General features: G+C 61.1%; 10 protein-coding genes and 1 pseudogene. 6 read left to right on the plus strand and 5 right to left on the minus strand.

All coding sequences use genetic code 11. The annotated features are described in order from the left end of the window. Positions 1 to 19: 19 nt before the first annotated feature. The 3 genes and pseudogenes from CAF74_RS11595 to CAF74_RS29640 form a co-directional block, all read right to left on the minus strand. On the minus strand, positions 20 to 1,762 hold the full coding sequence (locus CAF74_RS11595) for a potassium/proton antiporter (protein WP_085667701.1): 1,743 nt from the start codon (positions 1,760 to 1,762) through the stop codon (positions 20 to 22). Positions 1,763 to 2,085: 323 nt separating this feature from the next. Then, complete coding sequence (locus tag CAF74_RS29635) at positions 2,086 to 2,958, minus strand: methyl-accepting chemotaxis protein (RefSeq protein ID WP_371850982.1); 873 nt, start codon at positions 2,956 to 2,958, stop codon at positions 2,086 to 2,088. After that, positions 2,941 to 3,819: pseudogene (locus CAF74_RS29640) on the minus strand (MCP four helix bundle domain-containing protein); the annotation flags it as partial. The gene CAF74_RS29635 and the pseudogene CAF74_RS29640, both read right to left, overlap by 18 nt. A 172-nt stretch (positions 3,820 to 3,991) precedes the next feature. On the opposite strand from CAF74_RS29640, the gene CAF74_RS11605 reads away from it, so the two are divergent. From CAF74_RS11605 to CAF74_RS11615, 3 genes are all read left to right on the plus strand, one after another. Next, on the plus strand, positions 3,992 to 4,222 hold the full coding sequence (locus CAF74_RS11605; protein ID WP_064592964.1) for a hypothetical protein: 231 nt from the start codon (positions 3,992 to 3,994) through the stop codon (positions 4,220 to 4,222). Beyond that, on the plus strand, positions 4,219 to 4,521 hold the full coding sequence (locus CAF74_RS11610) for a cell division protein ZapA (RefSeq protein ID WP_007952314.1): 303 nt from the start codon (positions 4,219 to 4,221) through the stop codon (positions 4,519 to 4,521). The genes CAF74_RS11605 and CAF74_RS11610 overlap by 4 nt, the downstream gene beginning before the upstream one ends. A 100-nt stretch (positions 4,522 to 4,621) precedes the next feature. After that, complete coding sequence (locus tag CAF74_RS11615) at positions 4,622 to 6,559, plus strand: methyl-accepting chemotaxis protein (protein ID WP_085746447.1); 1,938 nt, start codon at positions 4,622 to 4,624, stop codon at positions 6,557 to 6,559. A gap of 217 nt (positions 6,560 to 6,776) precedes the next feature. On the opposite strand, the gene CAF74_RS11620 is transcribed toward CAF74_RS11615, so the two are convergent. Together CAF74_RS11620 and putA are read right to left on the minus strand one after the other, a co-directional pair. After that, entirely contained in the window at positions 6,777 to 8,579 is a 1,803-nt protein-coding gene (locus CAF74_RS11620) for an acyl-CoA dehydrogenase (RefSeq protein ID WP_085746448.1), read from the minus strand. Between the two features lie 165 nt (positions 8,580 to 8,744). Then, on the minus strand, positions 8,745 to 12,698 hold the full coding sequence (gene putA, locus CAF74_RS11625) for a trifunctional transcriptional regulator/proline dehydrogenase/L-glutamate gamma-semialdehyde dehydrogenase (protein WP_085746449.1): 3,954 nt from the start codon (positions 12,696 to 12,698) through the stop codon (positions 8,745 to 8,747). Between the two features lie 455 nt (positions 12,699 to 13,153). Between putA and putP the strand changes: the two genes are divergently transcribed. From putP to CAF74_RS11640, 3 genes are all read left to right on the plus strand, one after another. Continuing rightward, the gene (putP, locus tag CAF74_RS11630) at positions 13,154 to 14,638 is read left to right on the plus strand and encodes a sodium/proline symporter PutP (RefSeq protein WP_085746450.1); all 1,485 of its coding nucleotides are present in this window, start codon (positions 13,154 to 13,156) and stop codon (positions 14,636 to 14,638) included. A gap of 227 nt (positions 14,639 to 14,865) precedes the next feature. Then, positions 14,866 to 16,881 carry a type VI secretion system tip protein VgrG gene (locus tag CAF74_RS11635; protein WP_085746451.1) on the plus strand — a complete coding sequence of 672 codons (2,016 nt, stop codon included), beginning with the start codon at positions 14,866 to 14,868 and terminating at the stop codon, positions 16,879 to 16,881. After that, on the plus strand, positions 16,826 to 17,578 hold the full coding sequence (locus tag CAF74_RS11640; RefSeq protein ID WP_102686822.1) for a DUF4123 domain-containing protein: 753 nt from the start codon (positions 16,826 to 16,828) through the stop codon (positions 17,576 to 17,578). Before CAF74_RS11635 ends, CAF74_RS11640 begins: the two co-directional genes overlap by 56 nt. The last annotated feature ends 115 nt before the right edge of the window (positions 17,579 to 17,693 follow it).

Raw genomic sequence — 17,693 nt, forward strand, 5'->3', positions numbered from 1 at the left:
AAGTGAGAGTGGACGCAGTTTAGAGGAAGAGCCCGGGGCCCGGGCGACTTCCTTCGGGGAATCTGACGCCCACTTTGGCGATCTTGTTCCCGTCCATGACCGCAACCGTCCAGTGGGTGTTGTTCCATTCCACCTGGTCGCCAACGATAGGTGCACCGCCGACTTTCTGGGCAATGAAGTGGCCCAGGGTCATGTCCGGATCGATGCCTTCGGCGGGCAGGCCGTACAGGGCGGCAACCGCTTTGAGCTGGGCATCTCCTTCGAGCACGAAGTCGCCGAAGAAGCGCAGATCGAGGCCGCGTTGCGGCGCCTGGCTGAACAGTTTTCCGAGGGCCGGAAGGTTGTGTTCATGGCCGATAACACACAGCAAATCATCGACTTCCAGCACCGTACTACCCGACGGATGGAGCAGTTGCTGGCCGCGAAACAGGGCGGCGATACGCGTGCCTTCGGGCATTTTCAGTTCGCGCAGGGGCGAACCGATGCACCATTTTTCCGCGCCGAGCTTGTAGACGAACAGTTCCCACTCGCTGGTGACGTGCACTTCGAGGGCGGCGCGGGAAATCGGCGCCGGCTCCGGCGGCACCGTCACCTTGAGCAGCTTGGCCACCCACGGCAGGCTCGTGCCCTGCACCAGCAGCGACACCAGCACGATAAAGAACGCGAGGTTGAAGTACAGCTGCGCATTTGGCAGCCCGGCCATCAGCGGGAATACCGCCAGAATGATCGGTACCGCGCCGCGCAGACCGACCCAGGAAATGAACGCCTTTTCGCGGCCATGGAAGGCCTTGAACGGCAGCAGCCCGACCAGCACCGACAGCGGCCGCGCGAACAGAATCATCCACAGCGCCAGACCCAGCGCCGGCAAGGCGATCGGCAGCAGATCATGCGGAGTGACCAGCAGCCCCAGCACCAGGAACATGCCGATCTGCGCCAGCCACGCCATGCCGTCGAGCATGTGCAGAATGCCGTGACGACTGCGCACCGGGCGGTTGCCGATCACCAGGCCGCACAGGTACACGGCGAGGAAGCCGCTGCCGTGCAGGGCGTTGGTCAGGGCGAACACCACCAGACCGCCGGCGATCACCAGAATCGGATACAGGCCGGCGGCCAGATTGATCCGGTTGACCAGTTGCAGCATCAGCCAGCCACCGCCCAGACCGATCACACCACCGATGCCGAACTCGCGGATCAGGTGGGTCAGCAGGCTCCAGTGCAGGCCGGTCTGGCCGCTGGCGAGCATGTCGATCAGGGTCACGGTGAGGAACACCGCCATCGGGTCGTTGCTGCCGGATTCGATTTCCAGGCTGGCGGTCACCCGTTCGTTCAGGCCTTTGCCGCCGAGCAGCGAGAACACCGCCGCGGCATCCGTGGAACCGACGATGGCGCCGATCAGCAGGCCTTGAATCAGGTTGAGATCGAACAACCACGCGGCGGCCATGCCGGTGAGGCCGGTGGTGATGAGTACCCCGACCGTCGCCAGCGACAAAGCCGGCCATAGGGCCACGCGGAAACTGGACACCCGGGTGCGCAAGCCGCCGTCGAGCAGGATCACCGCCAGCGCGAGGTTGCCGACCAGATAGGCCGTCGGGTAGTTATCGAAAATGATGCCGCCGCCATCGACCCCGGCAGTCATGCCGACCGCGAGGATGATCACCAGAATCGGGATGCCGAGACGGGAAGAAAGGGAGCTGACAAGAATGCTTGCGCCTACCAGCAACGCGCCGATCAAGAACAGGCTGTTGATGGTCGTCGCATTCAAAGGCAGTACTCCAGAAGCGGAAAGACGGGCACAAACTGACCATGCAGTCTGCGTGCCAGCGATTCTAACCTGTTGAAATGTGATGCTGTCAAAAAGGTTTTTCAGCGGGGGATTCGGGATTTGGGTTCGGCTTGCGATTGCTGCCCTCACCCTAGCCCTCTCCCGGAGGGAGAGGGGACTGACCGAGTGGCTCTCTCGAGTTACATCGACCTGAAATAGCGAGTCGAACTCAGGTCTTGAAACGCACGAAGATCTGCTCCCTCCCCCTCGCCCCCTTTAGGGGGAGAGGGGGTAGCTTTTGATCTTGACCTTGATCTAACAAATCAAAGGCTAAACCGCCCAACCATATTGTTCAGATCCAGCGCCAATCGCGACAGCTCATTACTCGCCGCACTGGTCTGATTCGCGCCGGTCGCCGATTGCACCGACAGATCGCGGATGTTCACCAGGTTGCGATCCACTTCCCGCGCCACTTGCGCCTGCTCTTCGGCGGCGCTGGCGATCACCAGGTTGCGCTCGTTGATTTCGACGATGGCCGTGTTGATGGTGTCCAGCGACAGACCGGCGCCACGGGCGATGTTCAGGGTCGACTCGGCGCGCTCGGTGCTGTTGCGCATCGAATCCACGGCGTGTTCGGTGCCGCTCTGGATGCTGCCGATCATGCGCTCGATTTCGCTGGTCGACTGCTGGGTGCGGTGCGCCAGGGCACGGACTTCGTCAGCCACCACGGCAAAACCACGACCGGCTTCACCGGCACGGGCGGCTTCGATGGCGGCGTTGAGCGCGAGCAGGTTGGTCTGGTCAGCCAGGCCACGGATCACGTCCAGCACCTTGCCGATGTCGCGGGATTCGTTGGCCAGATCGCCGATCAGGGTCGCGGTGCTCTGTACGTCGGCGCTCATGCGTTCGATGGCGCTGACGGTTTCCTGCACCAGATCGCGGCCGTCGCCGGCAGAAGTGGTGGCGTTCTTCGAGGCTTCCGAAGTGCTGACCGCGTTGCGTGCAACTTCTTCCACGGCGCTGGTCATCTCGTTGACTGCGGTGGCGGCCTGTTCGATTTCATTGTTCTGTTGGGTCAGGCCACGGGCGCTTTCGTCGGTGACGCTGTTCAGCTCTTCGGCGGCGGAGGCCAGTTGGGTGGCCGAACCGGAAATCCGCTGCAGGGTGTCGCGCAGCTTCGATTGCATCTTGGCCATGGCTGCCAGCAGGCGACCGGCTTCGTCGGTGCCGTCAACGTGGATCGGCTGGGTCAGGTTGCCTTCGGCGATGGTTTCCGCCGCATCGAGTGCCTTGGCGATTGGCTTGGTGATGCTGCTGGTCAACAACCAGGCGAACAGGAAGGTCAGGCCGGTGGCGATGATCAACAGGGTCACGACCAGATTGAACGACATCGAATACTGATCCGTGGCGCCCTGATTGGTCTCGGCGATCTGTTGGGTGTTGATCTCCAGCAAACGCGCGAGAGCGGTATTCACCGCTTCGGAATTGGCGAGCAAATCGGTGTTGAGCATCTGCCGCAGTTCGTCGATCTGATTGTTGCGTGACAGAGTCTTCATCCGGTCTTCGAGCTGGCGGTACTGTGCCAGCAACTGCACGTACTGATCGTAAGCCGCGCGTTCTTGCGGGCCATCGATCAGCGGCTCGTAGGCGCGTTGCGCGTCGGTGATCTGCCGGTTGCGCAAATCGAACAGCTCGATGGTTTTTTGCTGGACGTCTGGCTCGCGGTTGATCAGCAACCGATACGACAGCACGCGCAGGCGCAGGGTCAACTGGGTGAATTCGTCGAGGGCCTTGATCGAAGGCACGCTGGCGGTGGCGATGTCTTCGCCTGCTGCGCGGATCTTGCTCATCTGGTTCAGGGCGAACACACCAAGAATCAGCATCAGGCCGCCGATCAGGGCGAAACCGGTGAACGCCCGGGGGGCGATGTTCATATTGCGAAGGGACATGGAGGCGGATACCAGGGAAGGGCCGCATCCGTGCGGGCTGAGACTGCTGTTGGGTGACTTATCGGTCATACGACTAAAGTCTTGAGGTGGTGTGCGTATTTGTCGCATCCGCACGCAAGCGACGAAGTGCAGGAACCAGATTGGCAGATGACAGTCTCTAAGACTCGCAAGAACGGTCGAGCCGCCAGGAAAATCAAGGCCTTGCGCCGGTTTAACCCTGGCGTCAACGACGACTTTTCTTTATCGTACGCGCCCTTTGAAAAAGCCCTGGAAGATCAAAATGTTGGAAGCATCCCTCAGCCAATTGGAACAGCTCGTCAGCGACCTGGTGCAACAAAACCAGACCCTGTCGCAAACCAACCAGACCCTGTCCACGGAACTGGCCCAGGCCAAGGATGAAAACGAAAGCCTGCAACTGAGCCTGATGGAACAGGAAGAAAAGCACGGCGCCACCGCCGCGCGCATCCAGGCCCTGGTTGATCGCGTCAACGCAGGTCCTGTCAGCGCATGAACCACGGCACAGCAGGGGTAAAAGTCATCTCCATCATGGGGGAGGACTATTCGATCAAGGCACCGGCCGGGGAAGAACAGACCCTGCTGGACGCCGCATTGATGCTCAAGGCCGCGCTGGCCGACACCAAGCGCAAATACCCGACCCTGATCGGCGACCGCCTGCTGGTGCTGGCGGCGATGAATCTGTGCTCGCAGCAGATTGAAATGAAGAAGCAGCATCAGGAAGAACTCGAGCGTTACCAAGAGCAAGTCAGCGCCACGGTCGAGACCATCGCCAAGACCATCAATCAGGGTTGATGGGGTTGCGCACAACCAAAGAATAAGATTGTCGATTGGTTTGTATACAATCGGCACGGCTGTTGCAGTGTTTCAGCCTCTTATTCTTTGGGGGTGCTCCATGCAGTTCTGGCGTCGCAGTATTCAATGGCAGCTGATCCTCGGTATGGGCACCGCCCTGCTGGTCAGCATTCTGATCGTGGTTGGCATTTATACCCTGGTGGTCAACCGCCTCGCCCAGAGCTATCTGGTCGAACAGGCGCTGCCGTCGAGCATCGAAGCGACGCGCAACGACATCGAACGAATCCTCGTTCAACCCCTCACCGCCGCCAAGGACATCGCCAGCAACACCATGGTCCGCGACTGGCTGGCCAATGGTGAAGACTCCGCCAAAACGGCGGGCTTCGCGCAGTATTTGGAAGGTATCCGCGCCGAACACAAGGCGTTTACCGCGCTGATCATCGGCACCGAATCCAATCACTACATCACCGAAAAAGGCCTGGATCGCACTCTGAGTCGCGACAAACCGGCAGATGCCTGGTTCTATTCCTTCCTCGACAGCAATCAGCCTCGAACCCTGAACATCGACAACGACGGAGCCACCGGGGAGCTGGCGCTGTTCATCGATTTGAAGGTGGAGCAGGCCGGCAAAGTGGTCGGTGTCGCGGGGCTCGGGCTGAGCATGAAAGAGCTGTCGGAGCTGATCCACAACTTCAGCTTCGGCGAGCGCGGGAAGGTCTATCTCGTGCGTTCCGACGGTCTGATCCAGGTCCATCCCGAGGCACAGTTCAGCGGCAAGCGCACCCTCACGGAGCAGATCGGCGCCAACGCGGCGCAAGCGGTCATGGGCCACAAAGTGGCGACCAACAGCAGCTTTCAGCGCGATGGCGAAGACTTCCTCGCCTTCAGCCTGCCTTTGCGCGACCTCGGCTGGACCCTGGTGGCCGAAGTGCCACAGTCGCAGATCTACGCCGAAGCCCGCCGGGCGATGTGGATGAGCAGCGGCATCGGTCTGGCGGTGGCGCTGGTTTGCCTGGCGCTGGTGATCTGGCTGGCTCAGGGATTGGTGCGACCGATTCGTCAGGTAACAGCTGCGCTGGTAGCAATCGGTAGCGGTGGTGGAGATTTGACCCATCGGTTAGATTCCAGCCGCGCCGACGAGCTGGGCGACCTCGCTCGGGGCTTCAACCGTTTCCTCGACAGCCAGCGCGGGATGATCGGTGAAGTGCTGACCACCAGCGAGCGTCTGCGCGTTGCCGTAGGTCAGGTGGCCAGGGTTGTGGATAACACCGCCGAGCGCTCAGGTCGCCAGCAGGAAATGACCGACATGGTCGCCACCGCCGTCCACGAAATGGGCCTGACGGTGCAGGAAATCGCCCAGAACGCCGGCAACGCGGCGCTCGCCTCGCAAACTGCGCGCGATGAAGCCATGCAGGCGCGGGAAGTGGTCGGCGGTTCGATTCGCCATATAGAAAGCATGTCCGATGAAATTGGCGTCGCGGCCGGCGCGGTGGGTGAGTTGGCGCATCAGGTGGCGTCGATCGATCAGGTGCTGGCGGTAATTCGCGGGGTGTCAGAGCAGACCAATTTGCTGGCGTTGAACGCGGCGATTGAAGCGGCTCGGGCCGGGGACATGGGGCGTGGTTTTGCGGTGGTCGCCGATGAAGTGCGGACATTGGCGCGACGGACTCAGGCGTCTACCGACGAGATTCAGCAGATGATCGGCAGCCTCAAGCAGGGGGCGGAGAATGCGGTGTCATCGATGCGCACCGGGCAGGCTGCGACGGGGACAGGAGTTGAATCGAGCCAGCGTACCGGGGCCTCTTTGACTGCGATTACCGGGCAGGTCGAGCGCATCAGCGACATGAACCATCAGGTGGCGACGGCGACTGAGGAGCAGTCGGCTGTGACCGAGGAGATCAACCGCAACGTACAGGGCATTTCCGATCTGGCCCGGGCGACGGCGGGGGAGGTTCGGGCGTGTCGCGAGGATTGTCAGATGTTGCAGCGGTTGGCGGATGATCTGGCGCGGCAGATGGGTGGGTTCAAGTTGGTTTGAGTGCCAAGAGCCAAAGAGCCCCTCACCCTAACCCTCTCCCGGAGGGAGAGGGGACTGACCGAGTTGTCTTGCTCTCTACATCGACCTGAAAAACCGAGTCGATTATGGATTCGGCATAGCACTTTCAGGTCGATGTACTTCTTAAGCATCCCCCATTCGGCCCCCTCTCCCTCCGGGAGAGGGCTGGGGTGAGGGCCGGGTTTCACTCGGTCAATGATCAGAACCACGCATCCTGCATCCCCAGACACGTATCATCCCGCGCCTCCAGCAACGCCAATTCATGCTGGCACCCCGGCACTTCCCACGTCAGAAAATAACGCGCCGCCTGCAACTTGCCCTTATAGAAGTCGACATCCGCCGCATTCCCCTTGGCCAACCCTTCCTCGGCTCGAATCGCCTGTTCCAGCCAGCGCCAGCCAATCACCGCGTGCCCGAACACCTTCAGGTACAACGCCGAGTTCGCCAGGCTGCTGTTGACCTTGCCCTGAGCCAGATCGGTCAACAAACCGATGGTCACGGTTTGTAGGCGAGCAACCAGTTTCTCCAATGGCTCACGCAGCGCGGTCAACGATTCGTACGCCACCGCCCGCTCGGCGGTGTCGGCGATCAGTCGAATCAGCTGCTTGAGCCCGGCACCACCGTTCTGCGCCAGTTTGCGCCCGAGCAAGTCCAGCGACTGAATGCCGTGAGTGCCTTCGTGGATCGGGTTCAGGCGGTTGTCGCGGTAGTACTGCTCCACCGGGTATTCACGGGTGTAGCCGTGGCCGCCGAGAATCTGGATCGCCAGTTCGTTGGCCTTGAGGCAGTACTCCGATGGCCAGGATTTGACGATCGGTGTCAGCAAATCCAGTAGCTCATGAGCCTGTTTGCGCTCGGCCTCGGTTTCCAGTGTGGTGGTGTCATCGAACAGTCGCGCCGCATACAGGCCGAGATCGAACGCACCTTCAACGTAGGATTTCTGCATCAGCAGCATGCGTCTGACATCGGCGTGCTGAATGATCGCCACCGGCGCCGTCGTCGGATCCTTGCTGTCCGGCACCCGGCCCTGCGGGCGTTCGCGGGCGTACTCCAGCGAGTACAGGTAACCGGCATAACCAAGCATCACCGCGCCCATGCCGACGCCGATCCGCGCTTCGTTCATCATCTGGAACATGTAGCTCAAGCCGTGATGAGGCTTGCCTACCAGATAACCGACACACTCGCCGTTATCGCCGAAGTTCAGCGCCGTGGACGTCGTGCCGCGCCAGCCCATCTTGTGGAACAGCCCGGCCAGCAACACGTCGTTGCGTTTGCCGAGACTGCCGTCATCGTTGACCAGGAATTTGGGCACGATGAACAGCGAAATACCCTTCACGCCGGCCGGCGCGTCCGGCAGTTTGGCCAGCACCATGTGCACGATGTTTTCCGAGAGTGGGTGATCGCCGCCGGAAATGAAGATCTTGTTGCCCTTGAGGCGATAAGTGCCGTCGGACGCAGGCTCGGCGCGGGTACGAATATCCGACAGCGACGAACCGGCATGGGGTTCGGTCAGGGCCATGGTGCCGAAGAAGCGGCCGTCGATCATCGGTTGCAGGAAACGTTGCTTCTGTTCTTCGGTGCCGAAGCTTTCGATCAGGTTGGCCGCGCCCATGGTCAGGAACGGATAGGAAGTAGAAGCCGCGTTCGCTGACTGAAAGTGAGCGAAGCAGGCCTGGGACAGCAGTGTAGGAAGTTGCATGCCGCCAGCGTCGAAACTGCGCGCCGCGTTGAGGAATCCAGCCTCGAGGAAGGCATCCACCGCCGGTTTCACCTCGGGAATCAGAATCGCCTGACCGTTCTCGTAGCGCGGCTCGTTTTCGTCGCCCTTGCGGTTGTGCGGTGCGAAGTACTTCTCGGCAATGTTGCGTGCCGTGCCGATGGCGGCGTCGAAGGTTTCGCGGTTGTGCTCGGCAAATCGCTCGCGCCGGGTCAGGCCCTCGGCATCGAGGACTTCGTACAGCTCGAAAGCCAGATTGCGGGAACTGAGCAGCGTCTCGGACATGGCGGCCTACCTTAAATAAAGTATGCCGCAGTCTAGGGAGGCTTATAAAAAGGGGAAAGGAAGATAGATAAGGGTGATGGGGCGGCACAAGTTACAAGCTTCAAGCCGCAAGTAAGAGCAGTTTGCTTTTACTTGCAGCTTGTCGCTCGAAGCTTGCAGCTGCTTTTATCCGATGGTCATCAGGCTGGCGTTACCGCCCGCTGCCGCAGTGTTGACGCTCAACGCGCGCTCGATCACCAGACGCTCCAGCGCAATGTTGGTCTCGCCCTGGGACAGACCCTGGACTCCAACAATGGCGCCAGCACGTTTGGCGATCTGCTGGCAGACCGCACGCAACTGGTCGGAGTGGCCGTGATGCAGAACCGCATCGAACACCACGTCGTCCTTGTTCCAGTCGGAAACCAGTTTGATCCGCGCCTGAATCTCCTTCGGCAGGCGTGCGAACAATGCCTTGCTGGTGTCGGATTCCGGCCAGACCGCCGAACCGCCCACCGCCAGTACCGCCGCGAGTTGGGTCAGCAGATCACCTTCGATGTCAGCCAGGCACAGCACGTGCTCGCGCGGCAGGATCGCGTAGCTGTTCTTCTCGCCGGTCGGGCCGGCCAGTACGCGGGTGATACCGCTTTGCGACTGCGCTGCGTACTGCACGCACAGGGTGCTCAGGTCGGCGAACTTGTTGCTGTCGGCCCAGGCTTTCAGGGCGGTCAGCGGTTTGCTCATGGCGTCGCGCAGACGAACGTCCGGTGCCACGGCAGCATCACCGCGAGCGAAGGATTGTTCGATGGCATCGGTAGGACGCGTCGACAGCAGACGGTACAGGTACAGCGGGCCACCGGCTTTCGGGCCAGTACCCGACAGGCCTTCACCACCGAACGGCTGGACGCCGACCACGGCACCGACGATGTTGCGGTTGACGTAGACGTTGCCGGCGTTGACGTTGTCGATCACCTTGGCGATGGTCTCGTCGATGCGGGTGTGCACGCCGAGGGTCAGGCCGTAACCGGAGGCGTTGATCTGGGCGATCAACTGGTCGATCTCTTTACGCTTGTAGCGCACCACGTGCAGCACCGGGCCGAAGATCTCGCGTTGCAGTTCGTCGAAGCTTTCCAGCTCGATCAGGGTCGGCATGACGAAGGTGCCGCGTTTGACTTCCTCGGTATCGGCGATGGCCACCTGGTACACGTTGCGACCTTTGTCGCGCATGCCCTGGATGTGCTTCTCGATACCGGCCTTGGCTTCGGCGTCGATCACCGGGCCGATGTCCACGGACAGGCGCTCCGGGTTGCCGAGACGGCTTTCAGCCATCGCGCCCTTGAGCATTTCGATGACGCGATCAGCGGAATCTTCCTGCAAGCACAGAACACGCAGGGCCGAGCAACGCTGGCCGGCGCTGTCGAAGGCCGACGACACCACGTCGATCACCACCTGTTCGGTCAGTGCTGAAGAGTCGACGATCATCGCGTTCTGGCCGCCGGTTTCGGCGATCAGCGGAATCGGACGGCCCTGGTTGTCGAGGCGACCAGCAATGTTGCGTTGCAGCAGACGCGCGACTTCGGTGGAACCGGTAAACATCACGCCTTTGACGCGCTCATCGCCCACCAGACCGGCGCCGACGGTTTCACCGCGACCCGGCAACAGTTGCAGCACGCCTTCCGGAATCCCGGCTTCGAGCATCAGACGCACGGCTTGTGCGGCGACCAGCGGAGTCTGTTCGGCCGGTTTGGCCAGCACCGGGTTACCGGCGGCCAGTGCGGCGGCGACCTGACCGCTGAAGATCGCCAGCGGGAAGTTCCACGGGCTGATGCAGACCACCGGGCCCAGTGGGCGGTGGGCGTCGTTGCTAAAATCGTTGCGAGCCTGCACCGCGTAGTAACGCAGGAAGTCGACGGCTTCGCGGACTTCGGCGATGGCGTTGGCGAAGGTCTTGCCGGCCTCGCGGGCCAGCAGGCCCATCAGCGGCTGGATCTCGCCTTCCATCAAGTCAGCGGCGCGTTCCAGAATCGCGGCACGTTCGGCCGGCGGGGTGGCCTGCCAGATCGGTGCGGCGTTCAGGGCGCATTGGATTGCGTTGTCGACGTCTTCGACCGTGGCTTCCTGCACGTGGCCGACCACGTCACGCAGATCGGACGGGTTCAGCACCGGTGCCGGCGCTTCGTTGCTGGAGGCGCAACCGAGCATCGGCGCAGCTTTCCAGTTGTTGTGCGCGGTCGCCAGCAGGGCACAGGACAGCGAAGCCAGACGATGTTCGTTGGCCATGTCGATGCCGGCAGAGTTGGCACGCTCGGAACCGTACAGGTCACGCGGCAGCGGAATGCGCGGGTGCGGCAGGCCGAAACCACCTTCCACGGTCGCCATCTGCTCGATCTGCGCCACCGGATCGGCCACCAGTTCCTGGATCGAAATCGACTGGTCGGCGATGCGGTTGACGAACGAGGTGTTGGCGCCGTTTTCCAGCAGACGACGTACGAGGTACGCCAGCAGGGTTTCGTGGGTGCCGACCGGAGCGTACACACGGCACGGACGGTTCAGCTTGCCTTCGGAGACTTTGCCTACAACCTGTTCGTACAACGGTTCGCCCATGCCGTGCAGGCACTGGAACTCATACTGGCCCGGGTAATAGTTCTGACCGGCAATGTGATAAATCGCCGACAGGGTGTGGGCGTTGTGCGTGGCGAATTGCGGGTAGATGACTTCCGGCACCGACAGCAGTTTGCGGGCGCAGGCGATGTAGGAAACGTCGGTGTACACCTTGCGGGTGTAGACCGGATAGCCTTCCAGGCCTTCGACCTGAGCGCGCTTGATTTCGCTGTCCCAGTACGCGCCTTTCACCAGACGGATCATCAGGCGATGACGGCTGCGGCGAGCCAGGTCGATCACGTAGTCGATCACGTACGGGCAACGCTTCTGGTAGGCCTGGATCACGAAACCGATGCCGTTCCAGCCGGTCAGTTGCGGCTCGAAGCACAGGCGCTCGAGCAGATCCAGCGACAGCTCCAGGCGGTCGGCTTCTTCGGCGTCGATGTTCAGGCCGATGTCGTATTGCTTGGCCAGCAGGGTCAGCGACAGCAGGCGCGGGTACAGCTCGTCCATCACGCGCTCGTACTGGGCCCGGCTGTAACGCGGGTGCAGGGCCGACAGCTTGATCGAGATGCCCGGGCCTTCATAAATCCCACGGCCGTGGGACGCTTTGCCGATCGAGTGAATGGCTTGTTCGTACGAGGCCAGGTACTTCTGGGCGTCGTGTTCGGTCAGCGCCGCTTCACCGAGCATGTCGTAGGAATAGCGGAAGCCTTTGGCTTCGAATTTGCTCGCATTGGCCAGGGCTTCGGCGATGGTTTCGCCGGTCACGAACTGCTCGCCCATCAGGCGCATGGCCATGTCGACGCCCTTGCGGATCATCGGCTCGCCGCTCTTTCCGATGATGCGGCTCAGGGACGAAGTCAGGCCGGCTTCGTTGTGAGTGGAAACCAGTTTGCCGGTCAGCAGCAGGCCCCAGGTTGCGGCGTTGACGAACAGCGAAGGGCTGTTGCCCAGGTGTGGCTGCCAGTTGCCGGTGCTGATTTTGTCGCGGATCAGCGCATCGCGAGTGCCTTTGTCCGGGATACGCAGCAGCGCTTCGGCCAGGCACATCAGCGCCACGCCTTCCTGGGACGACAGGGAAAATTCCTGCAACAGACCCTGAACAATGCCTGCACGACCGCCGGCACTCTTCTGGTTACGCAGTTTTTCCGCGATGGTCGCGGCGAGCTTGTTGGTGGCTTCGGCCATCGGTGCCGGCAGGCGTGCCTGCTCGATCAGCATCGGTACGACTTCCGGCTCAGGGCGACGGTAAGCGGCGGTGATCGAGGCGCGCAGCACCGACTGCGGCAGGATGCTTTCGGCGAATTCGAGGAAGCATTGGTGAGCGTGATCGGTGTGGACTTCGCCCGCGTCGTCGGCGTCCTTGGCGGTCAAACTGTTCAGCTCGGTCAGGGTTGCACCACCCTCGAGTTTTTCCAGGTAATTGAAAATTGCCTGCTTGATCAGCCAGTGCGGTGTGCGATCAATCGAGGTTGCGGCGGCCTTCAGGCGTTCGCGGGTCGGGTCGTCAAGTTTGACCCCAAGGGTGGTGGTAGCCATATTTTTATCCTCATAGGTGCCGCAGTTGCGCGACAACAGCTGGCGGCAAGATTAGCCGCGAGCCGAAACAGGTGCAACCGGGTGCAACCCTTTTTTGTCGGAATATTCTGCAGCTCGTCAGGAAATAATTTCTGGTACGAAAGTGCTGCTCTTGCTTGGTGCTTTTGCTTCTAGAAAAGCGTTGTCACTGCGTTAAAAGGGAGCAAAAAGCCACTTCCGTAAGATAAATCCGACTGGGTGCAACTAATTCTCAAGAAACTGGTTGCACCTGTTTTACTTTGTTGCATAGGATTCGCGCCCAGGTGCAACCGGGGAAACCCGACGCACCGGCCAATGGCTTTCCTGGGGAAACATTGGTCATAAATGCGCGGCCGTGCGAATCGTCTGTCAGACGTCAGTCTGCAAACGGTGCAACCGCCGCCGCTACATAAAAACAAAGCCAGGGCACGTACGTAATGAGCGCAAGCAATCCAACCCTGATCACGTTCGTGATCTACATCGCAGCAATGGTGCTGATCGGCTTCATGGCCTATCGCTCCACCAATAACCTTTCTGACTATATTCTGGGCGGCCGCAGCCTGGGCAGCGTGGTGACGGCATTGTCCGCCGGCGCTTCCGACATGAGCGGCTGGTTGCTGATGGGCCTGCCGGGCGCCATCTACATGTCTGGCCTGTCCGAAAGCTGGATCGCCATCGGCCTGATCGTCGGTGCCTACCTGAACTGGCTGTTCGTCGCCGGTCGTCTGCGTGTTCAGACCGAGCACAACGGCGATGCACTGACCCTGCCGGACTACTTCTCCAGCCGTTTCGAAGACAAGAGCGGTCTGCTGCGCATCATTTCGGCAGTCGTGATTCTGGTGTTCTTCACCATCTACTGCGCTTCCGGCATCGTGGCCGGTGCCCGTCTGTTCGAAAGCACCTTCGGCATGTCCTACGAGACGGCGCTGTGGGCCGGTGCTGCGGCGACGATCGCCTACACCTTCGTCGGCGGTTTCCTCGCGGTGAGCTGGACCGACACCGTACAAGCCACCCTGATGATCTTCGCCCTGCTGCTGACGCCGATCATCGTGCTGCTGGCCACCGGCGGCGTCGACACCACGTTCCTGGCGATCGAAGCGCAGGACCCGAGCAACTTCGACATGCTCAAGGGCACCACTTTCATCGGCATCATCTCGCTGATGGGTTGGGGTCTGGGCTACTTCGGTCAGCCGCACATCCTGGCGCGTTTCATGGCCGCTGATTCGGTGAAATCCATCGCCAACGCCCGTCGCATCTCCATGACCTGGATGATCCTGTGCCTGGGCGGCACCGTGGCGGTGGGCTTCTTCGGTATCGCTTACTTCTCGGCGCACCCGGAAGTGGCCGGTCCAGTGACCGAAAACCACGAGCGCGTGTTCATTGAACTGGCGAAAATCCTCTTTAACCCGTGGATTGCAGGCGTGCTGTTGTCGGCGATTCTCGCGGCAGTAATGAGCACCCTGAGCTGTCAGTTGCTGGTGTGCTCGAGCGCCCTGACCGAAGACTTCTACAAGGCTTTCCTGCGTAAATCCGCTTCGCAAGTGGAGCTGGTATGGGTTGGTCGCGCCATGGTGCTGCTGGTTGCGCTGGTTGCTATCGCCCTGGCTGCCAACCCGGAAAACCGCGTGCTGGGTCTGGTGTCCTACGCCTGGGCTGGTTTCGGTGCGGCCTTCGGTCCTGTGGTGCTGATCTCGGTGATCTGGAAAAAGATGACCCGTGACGGCGCACTGGCGGGCATCCTGGTCGGCGCGATCACCGTGATCGTGTGGAAGCATTTCGAAGTGCTGGGCCTGTACGAAATCATCCCGGGCTTCATCTTCGCCAGCCTGGCGATCTACTTCGTCAGCCTGATGGGGCAGCCGAGCACTGGCATGGTTCAGCGCTTTGAAGCGGCCGAGAAGGATTTCCATCTGAACAAGTGATGGAAATGAGCTGAGGCTCACCAGAAAGCGGCCCGTTTCCTACCAGGAAGCGGGCCGTTTTTTTTGCCTGCGATTTTTCTGAAGGCAAAGTCTGTAGTCGAATGCGCCAATTCTTGAAGGGGAGATCGAAGTTTCAAGTAGGGGAAATCTGATTTTTCAGTCACCCAACCTGCACCCCTTGCCCCTCATGCAGAATCGCCCGCCCTCAATCTGCAGAGAGACATCGGATGTTCGCGCCTGCCAATCAACCGCGTTTCACGTTGACCGTCGAAGGCGCCCTGTTTGACCTCAAAGTCCTTGAGTTCACGGGCAAGGAAGCCATCAGCCAACCCTTTCGCTTTGACCTGGAGCTGGTCAGTGAACGGCCGGATCTGGATCTGGAAAGCCTGCTGCACTGTCAGGCGTTTCTGAGTTTTGATGAAGACGGTTCCGGTATCCACGGTCAGATCTATCGGGTCGGGCAGGGGGATTCCGGCAAGCGTCTGACCCGCTATCACGTCAGCCTCGTTCCGCGTCTGGCCTATCTGGGTCATCGGATCAATCAGCGGATCTTCCAGCATCAAAGCGTGCCGCAGATTGTGACGCAGATCCTCAAGGATCACGCGATCCTGCGCGACGCCTTCGAATTTCGCCTCGGCAGCGATTACCCGCCGCGTGAGTATTGCGTGCAGTACGCCGAGAGCGATCTGGCGTTCATCCAGCGGCTGTGTGCCGAAGTCGGCATTCACTTCCACTTTCAGCACAGCCCGGACGGGCATCTGTTGGTGTTCGGTGACGATCAAACGGTGTTCCCACGTCTGGCCGAGCCGACGCTGTACCTGCCGGGCAGCGGCATGGCTGCATCGGCACCGGCAATCAAGCGCTTCACCGTTCGAGTGGAAACCCGCACCAGCGTGGTCACCCGGCGTGATTACGACTTCACCAAACCGCGGCTGGCGCTGCAGAGCTGGGTGGAAAGCGACCAGCGCCCGGTGCTGGAGGATTACCACTTTCCCGGCCAGTTCACCGATCGCGCCACTGGCAAGCAACTGGCCCAGCGCACGCTTGAGCGGCATGTCGCCGATTACCGTCAGGCCGAGGGGCGCAGCGATCAATCTGCCTTGGTCAGCGGACATTTCCTGCAACTGGCCGAGCATCCGCGCCAGGATCTGAATGACCTCTGGCTGCTGACCGCAATCGAGCACCATGGCCGACAGCCGCAAGTGCTGGAGGAATCGGTGACCAGCGAGGGTGACGAATTCCAGGGTTACCGTAATACCTTTCTCGCCACACCGTGGGACGTGTTCTTCCGCCCGCCGATGGGCCCGGAAAAACCTCGGATGCTCGGTTATCAGCCAGCCGTGGTCACTGGTCCGCAAGACAGTGAAATCCATTGCGACGAGTACGGTCGGGTCAAGGTGCAACTGGCCTGGGATCGCGACGGCGAACTCAACGAGCATTCCAGTTGCTGGCTGCGGGTCGCCAGCGGCTGGGCTCATGACCGTTATGGCAGCGTGCTGATTCCGCGGGTCGGCATGGAAGTGCTGGTGGGGTTCATCGATTCCGATGCCGACAAACCGCTGGTCATGGCTTGCCTGCCGAACGCCGCGACGCCAGTGCCGCTGGACCTGCCGGCCGACAAGACCCGCAGTATTTTCCGCAGCCAGAGCAGTCCCGGCGGTGGGGGCTACAACGAACTGCGCATCGAGGATCGCAAAGGCGCCGAGGAAATCTACCTGCGGGCCCAGCGAAACTGGACGCAGCATGTGCTGAACGATCAGCAGGTGCAGGTCGATAACCAGCGCAGCGTCGTTGTGACCGGTCTCGCCAAGCATGAACTGAAAGCCGATGAGCAGCGCATCACCCACGGCCAGCGCCAGACCGAAGTGAAGCAGGACGACCACCTCACGGTGACCGGCGACCGGCACATCCGCGTAAGCAATCAGGCGATCAACGCCAGTGCTCAATTCCACGTCAGCGCAGGCCAGCAAGTGGTGATCGACGGCGGGGCGAGCGCGACGATTCAGGCGGGCGGGCAGTGGATCAACATCGGCCCCGGCGGGATCTTCAGCAGCGTGCCGATTGTGGTGGGTGGCGCGCCAATGGCGGCGATGAGCGCGGCGCCGACAGTGCCGGGGTTGCCGGAAAAACTGGTGGCGGCACCGGCTGTGATTCTGACTGCGGCGCAAATCATGAGCCTTAAAGGTGATGCGCCGTTCTGCGAAGAATGCGAGCGCTGCAAGGGTGGTGTCTGTGCAGCCTGAACAATGGTTGAAGGATGTGCCGCTGAAGCCGTCGGAGCAGTTGTTCGCGATTTTCAGTAGCGCCAGTGCGGCAGAGCCACTGAAGGCCTGGCCGCTGAAAGCGCAGATGCCGAAACCGGTCTGGGCGGAAACGATCTATGCCGAGTGGGATGCGGTGATGCCCTACGTGGGAATCGTCGACGCGGGCAGTGAGTTTCTGGATTGGGTGGCGACCACGGAGTCTCGCGACTGGGGCTGGCTGGCGGTTTCTTCAGCGGGGCTTGAGGCGGTGGTCGAGCACTTCCGCAGTTTGACCCAGGTGCTGATGCCGGACGGGAAAGTGGTGTTCTTCCGGTTTTGGGATGGGCGGTATTTATTGCCGATCCTTGAGTCGTCCGAGGTGGATGCCGGGCAACTACTACCGGTCCTCACGCGAGGATTGATCAACGGTCAGGCCGTCGAGATAGGGGGTAGAGCGCAGGTCTCCGGTCGAGAGTTTCCTTGGTGGTCGGTGCCGGAAAAACTGCTGGCGCAATTCGGCGAAGATGCCCGGATCAACAACGCCTTGCAGTGGTTGAGCGAGGAGCAACCGGCGTTGTTCGAAGCGTTCCCCGCCGATGTCTTGCGCTGCAAGGTTGTCAGGTTTTTTGCGGTTTCAGCGTCGGACGAATCGTCGGCTTCGGCACTGCTGGACTACTTGCGGGACGAATCAGAGTGAAATTTCCGGGCAAAGGCTTCGGACGTTTCCTGCGAGTTGCGGCGGTTTGCGTGAACTGGTGGGCGCGGTGGTGCGGGGATAGTCTTTGGTTGTCTCCGCAAGTGTGGAGAAAGGG

The sequence above is a fragment of the Pseudomonas sp. R45(2017) genome (assembly GCF_002112305.1).
GTDB classification, from domain to species: domain Bacteria; phylum Pseudomonadota; class Gammaproteobacteria; order Pseudomonadales; family Pseudomonadaceae; genus Aquipseudomonas; species Aquipseudomonas paraglycinae.

Coding starts and splice junctions, on each gene's coding strand:
- CAF74_RS29635 (WP_371850982.1), bottom strand. CDS start 2,958: ATGGCCAAGATGCAATCGAAGCTGCGCGACACCCTGCAGCGGATTTCC.
- CAF74_RS11605 (WP_064592964.1), top strand. CDS start 3,992: ATGTTGGAAGCATCCCTCAGCCAATTGGAACAGCTCGTCAGCGACCTG.
- CAF74_RS11610 (WP_007952314.1), top strand. CDS start 4,219: ATGAACCACGGCACAGCAGGGGTAAAAGTCATCTCCATCATGGGGGAG.
- CAF74_RS11615 (WP_085746447.1), top strand. CDS start 4,622: ATGCAGTTCTGGCGTCGCAGTATTCAATGGCAGCTGATCCTCGGTATG.
- CAF74_RS11620 (WP_085746448.1), bottom strand. CDS start 8,579: ATGTCCGAGACGCTGCTCAGTTCCCGCAATCTGGCTTTCGAGCTGTAC.
- putA (WP_085746449.1), bottom strand. CDS start 12,698: ATGGCTACCACCACCCTTGGGGTCAAACTTGACGACCCGACCCGCGAA.
- putP (WP_085746450.1), top strand. CDS start 13,154: ATGAGCGCAAGCAATCCAACCCTGATCACGTTCGTGATCTACATCGCA.
- CAF74_RS11635 (WP_085746451.1), top strand. CDS start 14,866: ATGTTCGCGCCTGCCAATCAACCGCGTTTCACGTTGACCGTCGAAGGC.
- CAF74_RS11640 (WP_102686822.1), top strand. CDS start 16,826: ATGCGCCGTTCTGCGAAGAATGCGAGCGCTGCAAGGGTGGTGTCTGTG.